This is a genomic window from Oribacterium sp. P6A1 (assembly GCF_000702885.1).
In the GTDB taxonomy this organism is placed as follows: Bacteria; Bacillota; Clostridia; order Lachnospirales; family Lachnospiraceae; genus Oribacterium.
In genome coordinates this window covers 1-21,443 of record NZ_JNKO01000016.1, presented here as the reverse complement: position 1 = coordinate 21,443, position 21,443 = coordinate 1, and the positions used below count along the sequence as shown (strand labels likewise).

Sequence of the window (21,443 nt, the reverse complement as noted above, 5' to 3'; positions counted from 1 at the left end):
TACTTCCCGGAACATCCCGATTCTCCCATATTAACCGTCAATGATTTGTGCACACACCGTCATTTCCGAAAATATAGGTTTTTCCGTTTATATCCCTGGTTCCGGTGCACATAACTCCGGCATCTGAGCCAACCTTTGACTCCAGATAATACCACGCACCGTTCAGCTCAAGCCAGCCTGTATGCATATAGCTGTCGGCATCAAAATAGTACCATCTGCCATTTATCTGCTTCCATCCCTGATTATACGGAACCCCGTCTACTATGTACTGCCACTTATATGCAGTTCTTTTCCAGAATGCATTGGCGTCCCCTGAACCCAGTGATCCGGCATACACACTGTTATATGTTCCGCTGCTCTTTACATTGGTTGCAAAGTTGCCGTCAACGGTTGATTTGTAATCACTGAGAAAATCCCATTTATCATCCACATCGTAATCACTGGTGTCAGCTACATAGCTTCCGACATTAGCCCAATCCGAAATAGCTATATTGTAATACTTTGCATCATTTCTCTTTGGAATTGCACGAACAGTCACCTTTAGTGTTCCCGTCTGAGCTGAATTGATATACCCGGACACGTCATGACTGGTCTCCTTGGTACGATACTTCCTGGTGATCTTTTTTCCGTTCGCATCTGTATAACTGATGCGAACCTCATATTCATCTGCCAGTGATACATCCATGCCTGTCCATACAGCCTTCCCTGAAGCATCAATGGAGGCATCCACATACCCCTGCTCATCTGTAGGTATGGCTCGTACTGCTACACCAAACTGTCCGTTATAAGCATTGTTAATGGCATTGCTTATATTATAGTAGGTTTTTTCGGTAGTATGATGAAGAGTCTTTACATTGCCGTTTTTATCAAGATAGCTGATAACTACCTCATACTTTCCTGCATACTTCACTTCATCCCACTTTACCTGGGAATTTGCCACATCGATAACCATATTGTCCGGTGCAGTAAGCTCATACATAGGGTAAACCAGAAGCCTTCCCCTGGCCTCCGTGTTATCTACGGATACCACATCCACATACGTGGTTCTGATGCCTGTACCGGTGATTTTCAAATCATCATCAAGTGCACCTGAGCTGCTTGTAATGGTAACATTTATGGTAGCCGGAATCGTAGGATTGTTGTTCTTTATACTTGTGGCATCGGCAACTATCACAGTGTCAATGTCATCCTCGTCACTGACCTCGTACTCCGGAAAAAAGCAGATTCCGGCATCCGGCTCTGAAATTGAATCAAGAACCGCATTGATCTCTACATTTTTCACCATCGCAAATCCGGGAAAGGCAGTGCAAATGCTTACAGCACTGCACAGTCCTAACACTTTTAACAGTCCTTTTTTCATCATAGCCTCCTTACTCAATTCCAAAAACAGAGCAGATTCCGCTCCACAATTTTACGAATACCGCCTTTATTCTCTGAAGAAGTGTCGTTGCAGGATCAGCTATTTCACTGTCAAGAATCTTTGCAGCAGGATCATCCGCAGAGATTTCCTCGGAACGGCATACTATGGATATGGATGTCGGTTCCTGATTATTTGTACTTGTAAGAGAAACCTTCGGAGCATCCGGATCCATATTGAGGAAATTGTTGTCTGCTTCCTCCTCATCCAGCTTATTGTTGATGGTATCTCTCAGCTTCCTTCCTGTAGTCTTCAGGTGCTTTGTACTGTCCACGATATCCTGTGTATTTTCAACCGCCTGTCTTCCCGCTTCAAGACCTGCATCTGCTGCAGCATTGAAATCAGGTTCCGCTGAACGAAGAACATTGTTTACATTTTGAAGAGCAGATGCTGCATCCTGTGATGTCTTCTCCATCTCAACTATAACATTCTCGGAATCCTCAAAGGTTCTTTGTACATCCTCATAGTAAGCATTCATGATTCCTATGAGTCCATCTATATCCGCAATAGTTGTTCTTACTGTATTCAGAGTTCTTGCAGCCTGAAATGCTACCGCTCCGCCGTCGTCCATGATATCGTCAAGATCTGATATAACATTATTTATGGAATCTATCAGTTCATCCGTCTCTTCTGATGTGAACAAATCTCCGTTTGCCTCTCTGATATTTGAAATGGCTTCTGTAAGGGAATGGAGGCTGTCAGCAAGATCATTCACCTCTTTATCTGTTGCAATAGTTTCATTGGCAAGGGTCTTGGTGTTTTTCCTGAGAGATTGTAATGAATCAAGCGTTCCGGAATACCTGCTTGCCGAAAGCTTATTACTATCACTTACATTCTGCATAACATATGCATATTTATTTAATTTATCTACTTTAAGGCCGGTTGATTTTTCAAATGCCTCCTGTGATTCTTTGAGTCCCTGCTGATATTTATTTAATGCAGCCTGGTACATAGCCTTTTTTGCTTCATCACCTTCAGAATTCATAAGAGCTTCGAGATTAGCCATTTCAGACTCTGCCTTCTGAGTTTTCTGAAGCATTTCTTTCAGTTCATTCTCATGGGCACTTATGTATGCTATATACCTTGCTTTTTCGGTATCAGAATCTGATGCTATCTGACTGTCGGTTGAATCAGCAACTGCCAGTATAGGAGCGAGGGTCTTGGCATCAATACTCGGTAAGTTATCACCCATGATTTCAGAAACCGCCGCAATAAGACTCTTCTCTTTAGAATTTAATCTGTCGATTCCCTGACTGTTCGCAGTATCATCAAGAGCGGCATCCGTAATTATTTCTGACGCACTTGCCTTTATCCTGTTTCTGTTGGATTCTGTAGTTGCATTATTGGTAGCCTTGTTTATTCCCGTTACCACATCATCCAGACTGTCAATAGCATTCTTTGCATCATTGCTAAGATCCTCTATATCCAGATTTGAAATACTCGTTCCGCTCATGGATGAACCCAGCTGCTTTAATCTCTTATTCAAAGTACTGAGCTTTGAGCTTGCATCCATGAGATCCTTATCCAGATTATTAAGGTTGGAATTGATATCATATACCATCCACTGTGTGGTCTTTAAATCCTCATTTACAGGTTCAAGTGTACTCTGCAGATCCCTGAGATCCTGTATGGCTACATCGTTTCCGTTAAAGATAACCTGGGCATTGCCGTGAAGCTTATCCTTTCCTGACTGGAGACTTGCAAGCATCCTGTTAGTCAGATCGAGCTGTGTCTGAACATTTGTGACTCCGTCAAGCACATCGTCAAAATCATCCATGATGGCATTGGTATCATCCCTGAAATCATCTTTTATCTCTTTTATTTCTTTTATCTTTGAAAGGTCCCCCACAGTTCCGGGACTCATCATAAAGATAGCTCCCACTGTCTCAAATTTCTCTGTACCAAGTCTTACGGTGAAGTGTCCCTCTTTACCCGGCAGTGCTTCAAAAACTATGCCTGTATACTGTCCAAGAGTTGCTGTCTGTGAATCCGGAGCATCTACTGAATAACATTTCTGCACATCCACAGGAACCGCTACGATGAGCATCATATTGTTCTTCATATAATCAGACACTTTGTCGTTTGGATAAGCATCGATATCCATTTCCACAAGACCAGACTGTCCCGCTATCTTATCTGCATCCGTAACAACACCGTTAAGCTTGTAGGTGATATCAAACTTCCATGGAATCTCTACTGATTCAGGTTTCAGGGTTCCTTCAAAATAGAATTTTCCGGCATTATACTTCTGCCAGGTCACAGAGCCTTTACTGTAATCTGGCTTCTGACCGTCTGACATATTGGTAATGCTTATGTAATCACCAAAATCAGTATAGCTTTCCACTCCATTAAAATTTATGCCTTTAACCACGTTCGCCTTGCTTACCGCTCCATAGTAATCAAGATTCAGATACATGGTCTCATCTACTTCCGCCCTGGCTCTTCCTGCATAGACCGTCATAGGTGCAAATAGTATATTCGTTGAAAGACAGCTCAAAAGCACAGTATAAGCTGCGGTTCTTTTAACCCTCTTTCCTGTCAAATGCTTTCTCATCGTCTTCACTCCTCTTCCATAAAATCATTTTTTCTGTTATGTCTGTTCATTTCTTCCGTAATATCTTCTACTTCTTTATATTTATTCTTTTCAGCATTACGTGCTCTTCTTCTCTCATGCAAATACTCTTTAAATTGTTTTAGCATCTGCTTACGTCTTTCATGTCTTGAAAGGAAGGTGCCCGTTATTAGTCTGTCCGCCATCTTAAGTAATGTAGGCATGAGACATGTAACAAATATCACAGAGAATATAGCTCCTCTTCCAACCAGATGCCCTACCTGACCTATGGCAGGAATTGATGATTTGATACTTATGGCATATCCGCATACTATAAGGATAACTCCCGAAGTGAGTATGGAAGGAAAACTAAGCTCAGTCATCATACGGGCTGAAATCCTCTTATCCGACTCCCTTCCTCTGGACTGCAGATAACTTTCAGTTGAAGAAATCGCATAGTCGATGGTTGAACCAAGCTGAATACAGGACACAACTGCGTAAGCGATAAATATTATTTCATTTCCCTGAAGGTAAGGTATGGACATGTTCACATAAATAGCCATCATGATCGGAACCATGGCAACTATAGGCATCACCACAGACTTGAATGAAATGGCAACAACTATAAATATACTGATCATCGCCAATGCATTTACCAGATTATAATCAGGTATGAGAACCGTCTCCATATCCATAGTAGTTGGTGTATTTCCGGTTATATATGCTTCGCCAGGATAATATCTTTTTATAATGTCCGAAACTTCCTGACTGTATTTGAATGCGGTGGTCGACTCAGGCTTAGTCTTAATATAAATAAGTAATCTTGCATATCCGTCCTTATGGAAAAGTTCCGTAACTGAACCGGGCAGAAAGTCCTCCGGTGTACCATCAGGAAGATAGGATTCCATTCCCATCACTTTCTTTACATACTCCAGATCCTTAAGTTCGTCACAAAGCTCTTTTTCTTTTAAACGGTCTGTATCAGGAAAAATCGCAACCAAAAGATTTGATCTTCCGAATTTTGCATCTATCTCTGCAGAATTCTCATACATTGATGTTCCGGGTCCTGCACCCGTAGCGTCCGGACCATACTTGAAATCATTCATTCCCTGAGCTATATATATCGGTCCTGCGATTAACAGAGAAACGATAAGAAGCACCGGACTTATCTTGTTTACAACGATACTGAGACCATGAAAGCTTGGTAAAAATGGTTTATGCCTGGTTTGATCTATTTTATCGGACCAGCTTAGAAGCAATGAAGGCATAAGGAAAATAACCATGAGCAAGGAACATATGATACCCTTTGACATAACTATTCCCATATCCCAACCGATGCTGAATCTCATGAAAACCAGAACTATAAATCCAAAGAAAGTCGTAAGGGATGATGCAAGAATAGTTGTTATGGTACCCATAAGGCCAACCTTTAGAGCCTCTTCCTTATTGAGACCTGCTTCCCTCTGTCTCTCATATGAGTGAAGTAAGAAAACCGAATAATCCATGGATGTAGCAAGCTGAAGGATATCACTTATGTTGTTCGTAATATAGGATATCTCCCCTAAAAAAATATTTGATCCTTTATTGATCGCTATGGCACATCCTATAACAGTAAGAAACAGTACCGGTTCAAACCATGATGTGGTGGTAAAAAGAAGAATGAAAAAAATAAGGATAACAACGATGACCATTATCTGAGCCATCTCCTTTTTAACATTTTCCTCTATAAATTTATTAGTAGGAGACATACCTACAAGAGAACCCCTGTCTCCTATAAGCTTATCAATGTCACTTATGGCTCTGTGCGTACGCTTTGAGGTATCACCCTCAACAAAGGTGATATCCATAACCGCATATCCGTCTTCATAATAATCATCAATCTTGTCATAATCTATAAATTCAGATGATCCGTAAACCTGAGTTGTTGTATCACACCAAACTACCTGATCTACTCCATCTATCTTTTCAATCTGATTTTTATACTGCTTTGCTTCATACAGCGAAACATCCTTAAGCATCAATCTGCCGGTTCCCGGATATCCAAAAACTTCCCTCATTTTGTTGATTGCAATTTTTGAATCAACATCATTGGGCAGATACTTTGTAAGATCATAATTTACCGATACAAACGGATAGCAGATAGCAAAAATCACTACCAGAACTATGATAAGGTTACGGATCCCTATATTGTGATCCACAATGAAATCTGCAACATTTCCTCTCTTAGCTATCTTGATTGCCTTAACTGCTTTTTCAGCCTTTGAGACAACTGCCTTTTTCTTTCCCTTAAAAAAATTCATACTATCGGACCCTCTGATAAGCCTATTATCTATATAACGCTATCACACATATTGTATCATAATTGAAACAAGTTTGTTTACAAACAATTTTCTGTTTATTGACACATGTTCATTTATGTGATAGATTCATTTTAGAAATAAGTATTCTGATTGGCAATAGTCAATTTTCATCATTTAGTTTGTTTTTGTACACATTTATGATTTCTGTTTATTATCTCACTATTTGAATTGTATTTTTACTTATTTTTTTATTTTTTATATTAGAGAGGTCACTGCTATGACAGTTCCCAAAAAAAGCTCTGATTCCATGGACCGCAGAATCAGAAAGACCCAGTCTGCATTAAAATCCGCACTTGCTCAGCTTATGGAAAAAAAGAGAGTTAAGGATATTTCCGTTAGAGAACTTACGGATCTTGCAGATGTAAACAGAGGTACATTTTATCTTCACTATAAGGATGTATTTGATCTTCTGGAACAATCCGAGAACGATCTTTTAGCCGAACTTCATGAAACCATAAGTGAATTTGATGAAAATACTGTTTCCAATGATCCAACTCGTATTTTTGAGGGAGTTTACAATCTGTGCAAAGAGAATGCCAACTTTGTAAGAATTCTCATAGGAGAGAACGGAGACATAAAGTTCCTGAACAGATTAAAAGAACTGGTAAGAGAAAAGTGTCTCACTGACTGGTCCATCATTGTCCGTAAACAGGGGATCAATCAGTTCGACAGCTACTATGCATTTGTGGTAGGCGGCTGTATCAGCCTGCTGCAGTATTGGTTTTCCAGCGGAATGAACGAAACGCCGCATGAACTGGCCAATATCACAGGTGAATTGCTGAGCGGTGGTCTTTCCATGAAATCCCACTGATCCGGCAAATCCGATTACCGTATTTCTGATCACAACCTTATAATATGACATAAGTGTCAAAAGTCTGTCTCTCGCCCTCCGCGGAAGGTTTCAATGTCTACTTTTGACACTTATACTTTTTAACAAAAAAACTTCGCCGCAGATGATTCATGCGACGAAGTTTTTTGATTCTTTTATTCTAAATAAAATGATCTGATCAATTGCTCTCAGCAACCTCTTCAACCTTACCGTTCTGATACTCCTCATACTCACGAAGAACATCATTAAGATCAGCAGTAAGCATATCACTGTCTATACCGTGAACCATACAAGCCTCCTCAAGTGACTCTGAGATGGAAGACGGGCAGTAGATACATCCCATACCGTTCTGCATAAGAAACGGCGCAATCATCTCATTTAACTGAAGCAGGTCTCCGATTTTCATATCCTTTGTTACTGTAACCATAGTTGTATATCTCCTCACAATCTTTTGCAATACTGGTATTATGTTCTCCAGAATGTTATAACACAAACCCCTCAAACCAGCATCAAATACTTCTCAGCTTCTGCATGGCGTCTGACTCAATGATAACATCATAATGCTCCTTGAAGTATGCTTCATAAAGCTCATTATCCTTAAGCTTTCTTCCAAATTCATTTAACAGATTGGATGCTCTGTTCAATGCACTGGCTTCATCCTCGCCTGCATGAAGTACAAGATAGAAGTTACCTTCTTTGTTATCCTTATACAGAGTATTCTCTCCTGTATAGACTTCTCCCACGGCAGCGGCCGCAGCCATAACGCGGTCCAATGTCTTGAAAACGTAAGCCTTTACCACATCTTCATTCTTTGCTGCAGAGTTTTTAGCTTCATCATTTGTATTTTTTTCGGAACTGTCAAGGCTGTCAGCTTTATCAGGTGAACCGGCATCACCGACACCAAGTCTGTCGCGGCTTCCGCCCTCTTTCATTTCCTTTATAATATCTTGAGCCCCTTCAAGAATTTCACTTGCAAGCTGGGAAATCCAACTGCTCTGTGATGAACCGGACTGCGTGAACTTTGAGAAACGCGTATCCAACTCCTCAGGATCATCAACTTTAGATATAACAAGCTGTATAGAACCGCCCTGAAGCGGAACGGCTTCTATCATCAAAGGTCCGTTATCTGCAATAAACCCTACTTCACTCTGAGCCTTCTGCATCATCTCAGTGAAGAGACGCTTTGCCGCTTCGGAACCATAGGTCATATCACGCAGGTTGATATTTCTTGAGCTAAGATCCAAGCTTGTTAATGTACATCTGATGGAGTTGTCATCTATTCTTTCAATTTTCATAATGGCTCCTCCTTTATATAATCACAGATAATATATTATAGAATTATAAAATGCAAACCCATGAAGGATATTTTATAAAAGTTTAATGTCTGTCTTCATATTTAATTCCGACATATCCATCTATCCCTCATATATTTTTTCGACATCAAATCATCCCTGATAAGCCCTGTCTCTTCCGGAATGATCCTGATTTACAAATCTTGTGTACTGAGGCTGCCATAACAGGGTAACAGTTCCTATAGGACCGTTTCTCTGCTTTGCAATGATTACCTCAGCTTCGTTAGGATGTTCTGTATCCTTATTGTAGTAGTCATCTCTGTACAGGAACATAACTATATCCGCATCCTGCTCGATGGCACCGGATTCACGAAGATCCGAAAGCATAGGTCTGTGATCGGGTCTCTGTTCACAGGCTCTGGAAAGCTGTGAAAGTGCGAGAACAGGACACTGCATCTCTCTTGCGATGGCCTTCAGAGATCTGGAAATTTCAGAAATCTCCTGCTGACGGCTGTCACTTCCTCTTCCGGAACCTGACATCAGCTGAAGGTAATCGATCACTATAAGATCAAGCCCCTTCTCAAGCTTAACCTTTCTGCACTTGGAACGCATCTCCGTAACTGTTATGCCCGGTGTATCATCGATGATGATATTTGCATCCGATACTTTATCCACCGCATTTATGAGTTCTCCCCAATCTTCATCCGTCAAAGAACCCTTTCTGAGCTTATCGGCATCTACCAGTGACTCCATGGAAAGCATACGGTTTACTAACTGCTCACGTGACATCTCCAGTGAAAAAATCATACATGGTTTATGCTGGCGTACACCCACAGTATCCAGAATATTAAGCACAAATGCGGTTTTACCCATAGAGGGTCTTGCCGCAACCAGAATAAGATCCGATTTCTGAAGTCCTGCCGTTTTGTAATCAAGATCATAGAATCCCGTAGAAACACCTGTTACCTGTCCTCCGTTCTTAGCCGCCTCCTGAATATTATCAAGAACCTTAAGAGCTACTGTGGCAATTGATTCGGATTCCCCGGTGTTTCTTGTTTCAAGAAGCTTGAATATCTTTTGTTCAGTCTGACCTAAGATATCATCTACTTCCTCTTCTCCCGCATAACACATATTGGCAATTTCTTCATTAACCCTTATGAGCCTTCGGAGAATAGCTTTCTCTTTTACGATATTACAGTGGGATCTGACATTGGCACTTGTTGCAACCGACACCACTATATCACGTATAACAGAAATATCATAAACCTCGGCAGGAACATTATTACTTTTTAATTTTTCAGATAATGTCACGATATCTACAGGCTGATCATGATTATACAGATCCTGCATGGCATCGAACATCAGGCTGTATTGCTTCTGATAGAAATCATCAGGAATGAGGATTTCCGCAGCTGTGGACACAGCCTCCTTGTCTCGAAGCATGGCACCTATGACGCTTTGCTCTGCTTCCTGACTATGGGGTACTACCCTGGTCAGAATATTTTCATTCATTTCTGCCATTGTTTCTTCCTTACTCTAAATAAAATGAAATCGGTTCCCTTTTGGGGAACCTTTGATAAAACATATTAAAAAAGTGATCAGGCACTGATTACCGACACATGAAGAACAGCTGTCACATCCTTGTGAAGCTTAACATTCACATCATATCCTCCGAGATTTTTCATAGGTACATCTACTGAAAACTTCTTCTTGTCAACATTGATTCCGGACTGACTCTTCAGAGCCTCCTGAACCTCCTTTGTTGAAACAGAGCCGAATGTTCTTCCGTCCTTTCCGGACTTTACTGTAATGGTAAGCTTTATCTGCTCTATCTTTTCCTTAAGTGCCTGAGCCTCAGCAAGCTTTTCAGCCGCAATCTTATCTTCATTCTGCTTCTGAAGCTTTAATGTATTCAAATTCTTATTATCGGCAATCACGCCGGTCTTTGAAGGAATGATAAAATTTCTTCCGTATCCTTCTGATACCTCAACAATATCTCCCTTCTTTCCAAGAGACTTTACATCTTTTAATAAAATAACTTTCATTATGAAGCTTCCCCTTCCTTTATCATTTCATCTATTGCTGCCTTAACGGAGTCCATAGCTTCAGGTATACTGCCTTCTCTGAACTGTGCTCCGGCGATAGTACGATGACCTCCGCCTCCAAGCTTCTCCATGAGCACCTGAACATTCATCTCATCTATAGAACGAGCTGAAACATATATAATATCATTATAAAGAGTAAGTACAATACTTGCCTTTATTCCTCTGATATTCAAAAGCTCATTTGCTGTCTGGGCGCAAACAACTGTAGGACTCTCAAGGCCCTTGGATTCAATAGTACTGAATGCATAAGAATTACGGTATATTTCTGCATTTGAAATCGCCATAGCCTTGGCCTGATAGTCCTTAAAATTCTCTCTGAATACCTTACGTATCCTTGTAATATCCGCACCACAACGTCTCAGATATGCTGCTGCCTCAAATGTACGGACACCTGTCTGATTTGTAAATTCCTGTGTATCTATGACTATACCGCCATACATGGCATCCGCTTCAGGTCCCTTGACCTTTATACCGTCTCCGATATACTGCATCATCTCTGCAATCATTTCACAGGCACTTGAAGCATAAGGCTCACAATAACTCAGTACCGCATTCTGAATGGACTCACTGGCCTGACGATGGTGATCGAACACAACTATGGTCTTGCATACCTTGAGAAGCTCAGGTTCATCTATAATAGACGGTCTGTTACAGTCTACCACAACAAGGACAGTATTGTTATCCACCATTTGAACAGCCTGAGGTCCTGTTATGAACATATCCTCAGGATAATCATCATTCTGCAGGAAACGTTCCTTCAACGGAAGAATGGTAGATGTAATTGTATTCTCAACAATATAGGCTCTTTTACCAAGGGTGGTAGCCATACGGTACACACCTACAGACGCTCCCAGACAATCAACATCACTGTTTGCATGTCCCATGATGATGACCTTATCTCTTGACTCAAGAAGTTCCTTAAAGGCCTGGGCCTTTACTCTTGCCTTTACTCTTGTGACCTTCTCCTGAGTCTGGGCCTTACCGCCAAAGTAAGTAATGCTTTCATTTGACTTTACAACGGCCTGATCTCCGCCTCTTCCCAAGGCCATATCCATGGAAGTTCTGGCATACTCATAGTTCTGGGCATATGTTTCAGCTCCATATCCCAAACCTATACTTATGGTAACTGCAAGCTCATTTCCGATGTTAACCTGCTTAACCTCTTCCATAATCGAAAATCTGTCATCAAGCATCTTTGACAGAAACTGTTCCTTCAATATAAAGAAGTATTTATCTTTTTCTATTTTCTTTGTGAGTCCGCTTACGGATGAAATATAACGATTTATCTTTCTGTCTATAAGAGCGGTAAGAAGAGAACGCCTTACTTCCTCGGTCTGCTCAAGAACCTCTTCATAGTTATCGATATATATTAGTCCGATAACGATATGCTCACGGTCAAGGGCAAATCTCAGCTGAGTTTCCTCGGTCTCATCCCTTAGATAGACTGCAATGGTTTTCATTTCAGGATCATACAGTGACGGCATGTTTCCATTCTCTGTAGTGACCTTGGTTCTGATCAGATCCACAAGATACTTTCTTCCCTGGTAGTCCGAATGAATTTCAAGAGTCACGTCATCCCTAAGAAACATGTCTTCATGGATATTAGGGAACATCTGCATGATATTACTTGCGGCTGCTCTGTCATTTCCGACTATTTCTTCAAATCGTCTGTTCCCCCAGAGAACGTATCCGTTTTCATCAACCATGCAATAAGGTGTAGGCATCTCATTGAAGAGCTCTGAATGAACATCACTTGCTCCCATGGCATAAGCCTGCAGGGCAGCATGTAATTTGGTTTTTCTCGTCACATAAATATATGTTGCCGCAGCTATATATATCACAATAAACGGTGATAAAACAAAAGCTGCATATGGTACTGTAAAGGCCAGAATGATATTGGCGATCACTATGATCATGATCAAAATAAAAGGCCATGAAAAATACCTTTCGATTAAACTCTTCGGATTTTTTATGCTCATTTTTCATCTCCAAATAGTTAACACTTTGGGGAACATTATAACATAAATAACATGATATGAAAATAAGACCATCACATGGTGTAAACCGCTGTGATGGTCTCAATATAGCTTTTCTTATATACCTTATCCGAAGATTTCAAATTCAATATATAATATCAAATCTGAAATTAATCTACCTGATATGGAAGAAGTGCTACATGTCTTGCTCTCTTAACTGCAAGAGTGATAGCTCTCTGGTGCTTAGCACATGTTCCGGTAATTCTTCTTGGAAGAATCTTACCTCTCTCAGAGATATACTTTCTTAATGTAGCTACATCCTTATAATCAATAGGCTTTGCTTTCTCGCTGCAGAATACGCAAACCTTTCTTCTGCTACGGAAACCGCCGGCTCTTCTAGGTCTTGAGCCACTTCTATCTGACTTCTGAAATGCCATGGTTAATCCTCCTTGTAAAATACACAAGGGTTTCCCTACGATCAATTAAACGGGAGTCCCTCGTCCTCTACCCCATCAGGTATATTCATAAAACCATCACCGATTGAGCTTCCGCCCTGCTGTGAGGACATATGGCTTCCGGAATCATAACCTCTGCCACCTGAATAGCTTCCACCGTTTCCGTTTGAAGCATTCTTACTCTCTGCGAACTCCTGATTCTCTACAACAACATCTGTTGTATAAACCTTCTGACCATCCTTATTAGTATAGCTTCCGGTCTGGATTCTTCCCTCAACGGCAATCTTTGTTCCCTGATGTAAATACTTCTCCGCAAACTCAGCGGATTTTCCGAAAGCAACACAGCCGATAAAATCTGCTGTCTGCTGGTCCTGAGCATTTCCATCTCTGCGAACACGACGGTCAACCGCCAGTGTATATCTCGCAATTGCCATGGAGCCTTCACCCTGTGAATATCTCACATCAGGATCTCTGGTTAATCTACCCATTAGGATAACTTTGTTCATTTTTGTTCTCGCTTTCCGCTAGCTTATTCAGCTTTCTCTTCTGCAGCAGCTTCTGGAGCTACAGCCTCTGTCTCAGCTTCTGGCTTAACAACAAGATATCTGATAACTGGTTCCATAATGCGAATGTGGCTCTCAAGCTCATTCGGAGTATTGGAATCACCTGTAAATGGAATGAAATAGTAGAAGCCTTCCTTCATATGCTGAATCTCATATGCAAGTCTCTTCTTGCCCCACTCCTGGATGTTCTCTCCAACAGTGCCACCGAAACGGGTGATATATCCCTTAATCTTCTCGAGAGCAGCTGTTCTCTCCTCATCTTCGAGCTTCGCACTCAGAACAACACATAATTCATATTTGTTCATCTGCTTTACCTCCTTTTGGTCTCTGGCTTCCGCAAATAAGGCGGAAACAAGGAATTTATAGATACAGAACAGAATACTAACAAAGAAGCTGAAATAATGCAAGCTTTTTTATTCTTTAAATTATTTTTTTATTTTTTCTTATTATGAAATTTATTTTATCATGGTCTTCTGACCTTTCTGATCATAGTGCTGACTTTGGATCTAGGTAATAAGAGCATATGGCCACAGCCCAGGCACTTAAGACGTATATCAGCACCGACTCTCAGCACTTCCCACTCTGCAGAACCGCAGGGATGTTTCTTTTTCACTGTAATAATGTCTCCAAGCTCAATATTATCCATACCGAAAATGTACTCCTATCAATTCTGCAAACTTATTCATCTTAATAAAACGGAACTTTTTTGTTGTGTGACTTTATTATTGTCCATATTTATATTTGATTTTTTAAAGTTTTCTTCCTAATTAATATAACATGCTTCAGTATAGCATATCAGCCTTGGATATTCTTGGTATTATGTAATTCTTCTTTTTCTTTTGAATGATTTAAGTGTTATATTTCGCTGGGAGATGCCTTTAATACTATTTTATCCACATTGATTTCTCTGGTAATTACATATGTTATCTGTGATTCTGTCGCCGTATTTTCATTAAATCCGATTCCTGCTGCACGTGCATTGATACTTTTATGCTCCTTTTCCACATAGCTGGCACTTGCACCGCATGTAGACATTAACACTATGTATATTATCAAGAGTATTTTTTTAATATTCATTTTATATTATGGGCTTTCCGGCTCGCTGTTGGCACAAGCTGTGTCTTTTATAAACTCCCATGTAAGATCTTCATCTGTATTTCTATACTGTATTCCGTACACATCAGCTTTCACTTCACATCTGCTGTTCATAAAACTGTTTCCTGCATTAAGGCCTAAAGTAAGATATAAATCCACAGGACTTGATTCTCCTGTTCGAAGAAGACCGTTATTAACTATAAACTTTGCCTTTGTTCTGTTTTCAGTCAGTGACACAAATTTAATATTTGATTCCATCAACTCTTCGATTGTAACATCATCAACATATTCTCCTCCTTCCATTTCAGAACCAACCTGTCTATCCTCATCCATGAGTGTTCCATGTGTATCCTGTATGAACCATTCTACCGTATCATCCATAGGCACAGATGAAATCAGCGTGATTTCAGAAAATACAAGAGCATCCGCATCACCTAAATTTGATACGATATAACTGATTTCTCTTCTGTCACCCGGCAGCATATCAGCAACATTTTCATCACTGAAATTACTGTCATCTATTTCTATATCGAGATTGGAAGTTCTTGCCGATATATCCAGACTCTTCTTATCTGTAAAATAGGCGTATGTTCCTGTTAATGCCGACAACATTGCCAGCATCGTTACTGATACTGCTGCAATTCTTTTTTTATTCATATTAATTTACCTTATATTCCTTACTGATTTGTTTAAAACAATACATATTCCACTGTTCCGATTATATCTTTTTCTTTAATTCTTCCCGGATCCTCGGAGTTATTGGCATCACCCTTTGTAATATATCCATTGGTATCCATTCCTACGATTCGGTGTGTAACATATGTATTCATTCCGTAGTTTTTCTGCTTAAACATCACTATTTCATTAAGCTCAGGCGCATCCTTCTTTTCCTTTACCAGTACTATTTCCCCTGAGGAATAAGTTGGTACCATCGAATCGGATAATACAATTACCGGCTTCCATCCAAACAGAAAAAACGGAGTTCCGTTGCATTGTTCTTTAAAAGAGCAGATTAAAGCATAAACTGCAATCAAAAATAATAGCAGCGTAAACCCTGCAGATACAAATGCAAAAAATGCATTCACATTTTTACCTCCATGAGCCACATACGTACAGAGTCCACTGGATTTCGTATGTGACCGGACAATTAAGTTTGAAAGCTTACCTTCATACTTTCTCAGTCCTCCCATATTATGAAATTTTCTCCTTTCTGATTTATGACCGGTTCATTTCATCAAAATAATTAAAAAGGCACGGGACATATTAAAATCAACGAAAACCGTTCCTTAATATTTCCCATGCCTGAAGCCTAACATATTTGATTTTTCTTGAGAATGTCTGAAAAACGACCATAGTCGCATTTCAGACTACATTTTTCATCATGAAACAGCATAAATACTGACTATTTCATCTGTATAAATATTTTTATCTTTATACACAACAAGCGGCTTTTCCACTGTCAATTGTGTTCTTCCACCCTTCACCGCCTCCAGCAAAACCATATTTGCTTCGCTGTTTGCATATGGATACACCAGTCTCATCCTCTTCGGCTCCAAATGAACCTTACGTAATTCAGTGAATATATCCACAAGACGATTAGGTCTGTGCACCATAAAGAACTTCCCGTTGGATTTCAATGTATACGTCGCGGCATAACACACATCCGCCAAAGTACACATAACTTCATGGCGGGATATAAGCTTTCTGTCTGTGACATTTTTCAATCCTGCATTCATATACGGAGGATTACATGTGACAACATTCATACTTGAATCAAGTCCCATCTTCTTAATATCTCTGAGATCCCCCTGTATTATCTTCATCCGTCCTTCCTGATGATTAAGCTTCACTGATCTTCCGGCCATATCTGCCACATCTGCCTGAAGCTCTATACCTGTCAATTCAGCACATTCGGTCTTTGCAGCTATAAGAAGCGGAACTATTCCGGTGCCGCTGCACAAATCAAGCAATTTAGTTTCACTGTTCACGGATGATAATGCATAATTGGCAAGCAGCACCGCATCCATTCCAAAACAAAACCCATCTGTATCCTGTATTATTCTGTATCCGTTACACTGTAAATCGTCTATTCTCTCAGCCATTGCAAATCAACTCTTCATATCAGCCATACTAAGACAAACGGTAAGCCGGATTATGCCTGTAAAAAGGAGAAATCAATCATCCAGTCCTGACTTTGGATCGCTTCTTTCAAGCTTTTCCAATGCCTCAATATCATCCTCATCACGTGCAGCCGGATTATTTCTTCCGCCCTTACCGCTGTTGTGATTTCCGTTCTTTCCCTCTGACTTCTTATCATTTCCGGTATTGTTCTTTTTACGAGGCTTGAACTTAAGCTCAGATACCTTATATTCCCTAAGCTCTTTTTCATCCTCATTTTCAAGATTAACAATAACCTTAACCTTTTGATTGAGTACAGAAACCGAAGTTACCTCTCCCTTTAAACCATCTGGTGTTGTAACATAATCACCCATGGACGGAAGTCTTGAATTTAAAAATTCGTACACTTCTTCTTCGTTTTTAAGACAGCACATCAATCTTCCGCAAACTCCGGAAATATTTGCAGGATTGAGACTGAGTCCCTGTTCTTTTGCCATTCTTATGGAAACAGGAGCAAAATCCGACAGGAAGGTATGACAGCACAGAGGTCTTCCGCATGCTCCATAGCCACCCAGAATCTTTGTTTCATCACGCACTCCCACCTGTCTTAATTCAATGCGGGTCCTGAAAATTGATGCAAGATCCTTTACCAAAGCTCTGAAATCCACTCTTCCATCTGCAGTGAAGTAAAACAATACTTTTCCCCGATCAAAAGTATATTCAACATCTATGAGCTTCATATCAAGATTGTGCTTGTGTATTTTTTCCTGACAGATCTTGAATGCTTCCTTCTCCTTAAGTTTATTCTCCTCATGAAGAATATCATCCTCTGATACAGCCTTTCGTATAACCGGCTTCAAAGGCTGAATTATCTTTTCATCCTCTGCATTCTTATTTCCCATAACAACAAAACCGTACTCGACTCCTCTTGCGGTTTCTACTATGGCATGATCACCCCTTACAAACTTGATTTCTCCCGGGGCAAAATAATATATTTTTCCGGCTGTTCTGAATCTTACGCCTATTACTTCTGTCATATATTCCTTACTTTCTTTTATACCTATGAATGTAACAATAAAAAAATGTCAGTCTGTATATCCTGACTATTCATTTATGAAATTGTATAAACTAAAAATATCAGTACCAAAATCATAAAACTCCGGTACTGAAATTTTATTATCTTTTAATAATTTTGTCTAAGCTTTAATAAGAAATCTTCAATTAATATTTCCTTATTTACATTTAAAGGAAGATCTCTGAAAGCTTTTTCTATATTGTCACTTGCACATCCCAGCTTCTCATAGCTCATAGATGTAGACATCTTAATGATATCCTGAGCTATCTCCTGACCATATATAAGTTCTATTTTAGACGTGCTTTTATAGCATAACACATCTCTTAAAACAATTTCAATAAAACACAGGAAAGTACTTAAGGGTACTTTCCACTCCTTTATTATCTTATCTGTAAAATCAAGGATCTCTTTACCGTTCCTGAATCCTATTTCAGACAAAAAATGGACCGTTTCTCTGGACCACTCTTCGGATATCATATCACTGATAACTGCTTTTACATCCCGTTCTCCGGCCTTTATCTCGATAACTCTGGACAGAATAGTAGGTAAAAACGCATCCGAATTGGCTGCCAAAAGCATTATGACAACATACTTTGGAGGTTCTTCCAATGTTTTAAGAAGTGCATTTTGTGCCTGCTGGTTCATGCATTCCGCATGTTCGATCACATATATCTTGTATAGTGCTTCATAAGGTCTAATCTCAACTGTTCCGTTGATATTGTTTCGAATATTACCTACCGAAACTGTAGTTGGATTATCTTCAGGCTTGTCCGGCCTTATGATTATAAGATCCGGATGTTCATTGTTACTAACCCTTTTTCTTACACTGTCTTCCCATTCATCTCTGCTTTCATAGCCTCTTTCCTCATAAATAGGCACAGCATCAGAATCCTCATCCGAAGCATCCCTAAGCAACAGCTTTTCTGCAAATTTAATCGCAGATGACTTTATGAGCTCCATGTCCTCACCTTCAATTAAATATGCATTATATATATTATTCTCTGGTATCCTTAATGATTTCATCTATACAATCTTCTATTACGATATTTCTGTAACGTTTCCTTATTCCCGCTTTTTCCAGTTTTTCTTCCGAAAAATCTTTGTTGTCTGCCTCAAAACGTCTCATCATTTCATCCAGTTTAGGATTCTTTTCCAGCATTTCACGTCGTTTTGCTCTTTCAAGCCTGATCTCATCCGGTACTTCTATATATATAGGTCTGATATTTTTTTCTCCGACGTAATCCCTTGTACTTATATAGCTTTCAAGAACTCCTATCATCAGATAATCAGATTCACCGGAAAGCTGTATCTGTCCATCATCCACTGTTCCATATCTCCATGGGCCATATACAGTCTGATACACTCTTTCCTCGATTATCTTACCCTCTTTCCTGAATTGATCCATCTGTTCATTACTTACAAAATGATATTCAACTCCTTCAGTTTCTCCTTCACGAATTGGTCTTGTCGTATAGGGCGTAACTTCCTTCCATTCAGGCTTCAATTCTTTTAGTTTTTTATATATTGTATCTTTTCCACTGGCTGATTTGCCGAATAAATAATATATCATCTGTTCCTCTTGATTATCCTGATTATTTAGTCCATCAATCCAGGACAACAGGACCTCCGTTACTTATCTCAACTCCGCTGTTTGATGACCCGGGACCTTCTGCCTCTGTAGAATTTCCGGCAACAGGCCCCTCTGTTATTATTCCGTTTTCTACATTTTCAGGTATTATACGAGGTTTTTCTGCTTCATCTGTATAATCAGACTCCTCATAATCTCTGTCTTCTATTGTTTCATCAGTACTCTGCTTTTTCTTTTCTGCCTTTGACTCCTTAGTCTCATTCTCAGAATCTTCAATTGTTTCTTCTGATTCCCTGCTTTCTGTTTTCTCTTCCTTACTCTCAGATTCTTCCGCCTCCACTGAAGCCTCGGCTGATTCAATATTTTTTTCAACTTCTTCGGTATCAGCTTTCACTTCTTCGGATTGTGAAACCGTAACGCTTATTTTGCTTGTCTCCGTAACAGACTCTGTCGGAGCCACAGTCACTGTAACAGGTTCACTTGTTTCGGCTATGGTAACTTTTAAATCAGGAAGAGAGAACCCATCAACATTTTTGAAAACAAAAAATGCAATCAATATAGCAACAACCAACATTGATACTGCGAATAGTATTTTGAATAAGTCACCAACAAGTGTTGCTTCCTGCTTTTTCTTTCTCTTTGTACTTCTAACGTTTTTCTCACTCATAATCCTTGCCTCATTACCATTGTATATAATAAATCATATCTGATGTAAGCATCAAAAATCACTGATATCGTTCTATAAAATATCGAGAACAATATTTATCAGATCATTTCGTTTTTATCGTTTATTCTGACCGAAACCTCACCAAATACCAGCGTATTTTTACTTCCGTCAGCTTCAATTATCTCTAAAGTCCCGTCTTTACATATACCCACTGCATGTGCATTACGTACTTTTTGTCCGTCTATAACCAGAATATCATGTCCGGGAACAATGTTTTTCTCTATATATTCAGGTGCCAATGTTCTTTTTTCTGCAAGATCATAGAATTCCCTTATTATTTCTGAAGCCAGTTCATTTCTATCTATCTGCTGACCTTCCGATCTTTTTCCGAGAATGGATCCGGCTTTATTCTTTATATCCTCCGGAAATCCTTCTTCAGGCTCATAAATATTAATGCCTATACCTACAACTATGTATTCCATCTTACCGGACTCCATACTTGCCTGCCCTTCGGAGAGTATTCCGCATATCTTTCTTCCATTGTAATATAGATCGTTTACCCATTTTATCGAAAGCTCTATACCGGTAACCTTCTTTATCGCTCTGTAGACTGCAACCGCCGACTGGGCAGTAAGCATAAGATTGTCAATTACAGAACCGTCGGGTCTAAGCAGCATACTTAAGTACAATCCGGTACCCTTTGGGGAATAGAAACTTCTTCCCATTCTTCCCTTGCCTCCAAGCTGATAATCGGATACTATTGCTGTTCCCTGTGGAGAATGCTCTGTTACAGCCATCTTTTTTAGAACATCATTTGTACTTGTTATTTCCTGGAATACATTTATCTCATATTTTTCATCCAGATATCTGCTTATAGCCTCTTCCGATAATATATCTGAGGTTTCTGACAGTTTATAGCCCTTGTTCTTAATAGAAATTATTTCATATCCGTCTTCCTTAAGCTGATTAACCGCCTTCCATATGGCTGTACGTGAGCAATTTAACTTTTCTGCCAGTTCTTCTCCAGAAATAAATCTGCCCTTATTCTCTTCCAACAAAGCTGTTAATGTTTTCTTTACTGCCATAAAAACCTCCCGGATATGTTACCATCCTATTCTGACTGATAAATAATATCAAATAATAAAAACATATACAAGAAAAGGGACCCTTGCTGCCAGGTCCCTTCTACTGAGTATAACATTTACTTAATGATTAATTTTGTACTCCGATCCACTTAAAGTTTATTTCGTTGTATTTTATGGTTATTCGTCAAAAATAGTGGGTAACCATTGATTCTTTTTCGGAAGTTTAGTTGCGTGACATATGCATGTCAAGGGAGCTTTGCTCCACTT

General features: G+C 39.7%; 22 protein-coding genes. 1 reads left to right on the top strand and 21 read right to left on the bottom strand.

Annotated features, from left to right (window positions below; all coding sequences use genetic code 11):
• Positions 1-37 precede the first annotated feature (37 nt).
• Genes T515_RS18210 through T515_RS10935 form a run of 3 tightly spaced genes read right to left on the bottom strand, consistent with a single transcriptional unit; the run spans position 38 to position 6,268 of the window.
• Positions 38-1,360: an N-acetylmuramoyl-L-alanine amidase family protein gene (locus T515_RS18210; RefSeq protein ID WP_036610996.1), complete on the bottom strand. Its 1,323-nt coding sequence runs from the start codon at positions 1,358-1,360 to the stop codon at positions 38-40.
• Positions 1,361-1,370: 10 nt separating this feature from the next.
• The gene (locus T515_RS10940) at positions 1,371-3,971 is read right to left on the bottom strand and encodes a hypothetical protein (RefSeq protein ID WP_036610994.1); all 2,601 of its coding nucleotides are present in this window, start codon (positions 3,969-3,971) and stop codon (positions 1,371-1,373) included.
• 5 nt (positions 3,972-3,976) lie between these two features.
• Entirely contained in the window at positions 3,977-6,268 is a 2,292-nt protein-coding gene (locus T515_RS10935; RefSeq protein ID WP_197026434.1) for an efflux RND transporter permease subunit, read from the bottom strand.
• 277 nt (positions 6,269-6,545) lie between these two features.
• Here T515_RS10935 and T515_RS10930 point away from each other — a divergent pair, with 277 nt between their 5' ends.
• Complete coding sequence (locus T515_RS10930) at positions 6,546-7,139, top strand: TetR/AcrR family transcriptional regulator (protein ID WP_036610992.1); 594 nt, start codon at positions 6,546-6,548, stop codon at positions 7,137-7,139.
• A 196-nt stretch (positions 7,140-7,335) separates the two neighbouring features.
• On the opposite strand, the gene T515_RS10925 is transcribed toward T515_RS10930, so the two are convergent.
• The 18 genes from T515_RS10925 to T515_RS10840 form a co-directional block, all read right to left on the bottom strand.
• Positions 7,336-7,584 (bottom strand): DUF1858 domain-containing protein, encoded by a 249-nt coding sequence (locus T515_RS10925; protein WP_036610990.1) that lies wholly within the window; start codon positions 7,582-7,584, stop codon positions 7,336-7,338.
• 82 nt (positions 7,585-7,666) lie between these two features.
• The gene (locus tag T515_RS10920; RefSeq protein WP_036610987.1) at positions 7,667-8,452 is read right to left on the bottom strand and encodes an adaptor protein MecA; all 786 of its coding nucleotides are present in this window, start codon (positions 8,450-8,452) and stop codon (positions 7,667-7,669) included.
• Positions 8,453-8,602: 150 nt separating this feature from the next.
• A complete protein-coding gene (dnaB, locus tag T515_RS10915) occupies positions 8,603-9,961 on the bottom strand; it encodes a replicative DNA helicase (RefSeq protein WP_051671663.1) in 1,359 nt (452 codons plus the stop codon).
• Between the two features lie 86 nt (positions 9,962-10,047).
• Positions 10,048-10,494, bottom strand: coding sequence for a 50S ribosomal protein L9 (rplI, locus tag T515_RS10910; RefSeq protein ID WP_036610985.1), 447 nt, complete (start codon positions 10,492-10,494; stop codon positions 10,048-10,050).
• On the bottom strand, positions 10,494-12,533 hold the full coding sequence (locus tag T515_RS10905) for a DHH family phosphoesterase (protein ID WP_036610983.1): 2,040 nt from the start codon (positions 12,531-12,533) through the stop codon (positions 10,494-10,496). The genes rplI and T515_RS10905 overlap by 1 nt, the downstream gene beginning before the upstream one ends.
• Positions 12,534-12,700: 167 nt before the next feature.
• The gene (gene rpsR, locus T515_RS10900) at positions 12,701-12,967 is read right to left on the bottom strand and encodes a 30S ribosomal protein S18 (RefSeq protein WP_036610981.1); all 267 of its coding nucleotides are present in this window, start codon (positions 12,965-12,967) and stop codon (positions 12,701-12,703) included.
• 41 nt (positions 12,968-13,008) lie between these two features.
• A complete protein-coding gene (locus T515_RS10895) occupies positions 13,009-13,491 on the bottom strand; it encodes a single-stranded DNA-binding protein (protein ID WP_036610979.1) in 483 nt (160 codons plus the stop codon).
• A gap of 23 nt (positions 13,492-13,514) precedes the next feature.
• Entirely contained in the window at positions 13,515-13,853 is a 339-nt protein-coding gene (gene rpsF / locus T515_RS10890) for a 30S ribosomal protein S6 (protein ID WP_036610977.1), read from the bottom strand.
• Between the two features lie 158 nt (positions 13,854-14,011).
• Positions 14,012-14,194, bottom strand: coding sequence for a DUF951 domain-containing protein (locus T515_RS10885; protein ID WP_036610976.1), 183 nt, complete (start codon positions 14,192-14,194; stop codon positions 14,012-14,014).
• A gap of 209 nt (positions 14,195-14,403) precedes the next feature.
• On the bottom strand, positions 14,404-14,625 hold the full coding sequence (locus T515_RS10880) for a hypothetical protein (RefSeq protein WP_036610973.1): 222 nt from the start codon (positions 14,623-14,625) through the stop codon (positions 14,404-14,406).
• A gap of 6 nt (positions 14,626-14,631) precedes the next feature.
• Positions 14,632-15,300 carry a TasA family protein gene (locus tag T515_RS10875; RefSeq protein ID WP_036610970.1) on the bottom strand — a complete coding sequence of 223 codons (669 nt, stop codon included), beginning with the start codon at positions 15,298-15,300 and terminating at the stop codon, positions 14,632-14,634.
• A gap of 32 nt (positions 15,301-15,332) precedes the next feature.
• Positions 15,333-15,728 (bottom strand): signal peptidase I, encoded by a 396-nt coding sequence (locus tag T515_RS16700; protein WP_197026433.1) that lies wholly within the window; start codon positions 15,726-15,728, stop codon positions 15,333-15,335.
• Between the two features lie 294 nt (positions 15,729-16,022).
• The gene (locus T515_RS10865) at positions 16,023-16,745 is read right to left on the bottom strand and encodes a tRNA1(Val) (adenine(37)-N6)-methyltransferase (protein ID WP_036610968.1); all 723 of its coding nucleotides are present in this window, start codon (positions 16,743-16,745) and stop codon (positions 16,023-16,025) included.
• Between the two features lie 72 nt (positions 16,746-16,817).
• The gene (locus T515_RS10860; RefSeq protein ID WP_036610966.1) at positions 16,818-17,798 is read right to left on the bottom strand and encodes a PSP1 domain-containing protein; all 981 of its coding nucleotides are present in this window, start codon (positions 17,796-17,798) and stop codon (positions 16,818-16,820) included.
• A gap of 146 nt (positions 17,799-17,944) precedes the next feature.
• Complete coding sequence (locus T515_RS10855) at positions 17,945-18,859, bottom strand: DNA polymerase III subunit delta' C-terminal domain-containing protein (protein WP_036610964.1); 915 nt, start codon at positions 18,857-18,859, stop codon at positions 17,945-17,947.
• Positions 18,831-19,406, bottom strand: a complete 576-nt coding sequence (locus T515_RS10850; protein WP_036611056.1) for a guanylate kinase — start codon at positions 19,404-19,406, stop codon at positions 18,831-18,833. Before T515_RS10850 ends, T515_RS10855 begins: the two co-directional genes overlap by 29 nt.
• Before the next feature lie 34 nt (positions 19,407-19,440).
• A complete protein-coding gene (locus T515_RS10845) occupies positions 19,441-20,091 on the bottom strand; it encodes a hypothetical protein (protein ID WP_036610961.1) in 651 nt (216 codons plus the stop codon).
• 98 nt (positions 20,092-20,189) lie between these two features.
• On the bottom strand, positions 20,190-21,176 hold the full coding sequence (locus tag T515_RS10840; protein ID WP_036610959.1) for a biotin--[acetyl-CoA-carboxylase] ligase: 987 nt from the start codon (positions 21,174-21,176) through the stop codon (positions 20,190-20,192).
• Positions 21,177-21,443: the final 267 nt, after the last annotated feature.

Excerpts from the sequence above, each read along its gene's own strand:
- T515_RS10845 (WP_036610961.1), bottom strand. The coding sequence starts at position 20,091 with ATGAGTGAGAAAAACGTTAGAAGTACAAAGAGAAAGAAAAAGCAGGAA.
- T515_RS10865 (WP_036610968.1), bottom strand. The coding sequence starts at position 16,745 with ATGGCTGAGAGAATAGACGATTTACAGTGTAACGGATACAGAATAATA.
- T515_RS10880 (WP_036610973.1), bottom strand. The coding sequence starts at position 14,625 with ATGAATATTAAAAAAATACTCTTGATAATATACATAGTGTTAATGTCT.
- T515_RS10920 (WP_036610987.1), bottom strand. The coding sequence starts at position 8,452 with ATGAAAATTGAAAGAATAGATGACAACTCCATCAGATGTACATTAACA.
- T515_RS10850 (WP_036611056.1), bottom strand. The coding sequence starts at position 19,406 with ATGATATATTATTTATTCGGCAAATCAGCCAGTGGAAAAGATACAATA.
- rpsF (WP_036610977.1), bottom strand. The coding sequence starts at position 13,853 with ATGAACAAATATGAATTATGTGTTGTTCTGAGTGCGAAGCTCGAAGAT.
- T515_RS10905 (WP_036610983.1), bottom strand. The coding sequence starts at position 12,533 with ATGAGCATAAAAAATCCGAAGAGTTTAATCGAAAGGTATTTTTCATGG.
- dnaB (WP_051671663.1), bottom strand. The coding sequence starts at position 9,961 with ATGAATGAAAATATTCTGACCAGGGTAGTACCCCATAGTCAGGAAGCA.
- T515_RS10935 (WP_197026434.1), bottom strand. The coding sequence starts at position 6,268 with ATGAATTTTTTTAAGGGAAAGAAAAAGGCAGTTGTCTCAAAGGCTGAA.
- T515_RS18210 (WP_036610996.1), bottom strand. The coding sequence starts at position 1,360 with ATGAAAAAAGGACTGTTAAAAGTGTTAGGACTGTGCAGTGCTGTAAGC.
- T515_RS10940 (WP_036610994.1), bottom strand. The coding sequence starts at position 3,971 with ATGAGAAAGCATTTGACAGGAAAGAGGGTTAAAAGAACCGCAGCTTAT.
- T515_RS10925 (WP_036610990.1), bottom strand. The coding sequence starts at position 7,584 with ATGGTTACAGTAACAAAGGATATGAAAATCGGAGACCTGCTTCAGTTA.
- T515_RS10860 (WP_036610966.1), bottom strand. The coding sequence starts at position 17,798 with ATGACAGAAGTAATAGGCGTAAGATTCAGAACAGCCGGAAAAATATAT.
- T515_RS10875 (WP_036610970.1), bottom strand. The coding sequence starts at position 15,300 with ATGAATAAAAAAAGAATTGCAGCAGTATCAGTAACGATGCTGGCAATG.
- rpsR (WP_036610981.1), bottom strand. The coding sequence starts at position 12,967 with ATGGCATTTCAGAAGTCAGATAGAAGTGGCTCAAGACCTAGAAGAGCC.
- T515_RS10885 (WP_036610976.1), bottom strand. The coding sequence starts at position 14,194 with ATGGATAATATTGAGCTTGGAGACATTATTACAGTGAAAAAGAAACAT.
- T515_RS10840 (WP_036610959.1), bottom strand. The coding sequence starts at position 21,176 with ATGGCAGTAAAGAAAACATTAACAGCTTTGTTGGAAGAGAATAAGGGC.
- rplI (WP_036610985.1), bottom strand. The coding sequence starts at position 10,494 with ATGAAAGTTATTTTATTAAAAGATGTAAAGTCTCTTGGAAAGAAGGGA.
- T515_RS10895 (WP_036610979.1), bottom strand. The coding sequence starts at position 13,491 with ATGAACAAAGTTATCCTAATGGGTAGATTAACCAGAGATCCTGATGTG.
- T515_RS10930 (WP_036610992.1), top strand. The coding sequence starts at position 6,546 with ATGACAGTTCCCAAAAAAAGCTCTGATTCCATGGACCGCAGAATCAGA.
- T515_RS10855 (WP_036610964.1), bottom strand. The coding sequence starts at position 18,859 with ATGAAATCATTAAGGATACCAGAGAATAATATATATAATGCATATTTA.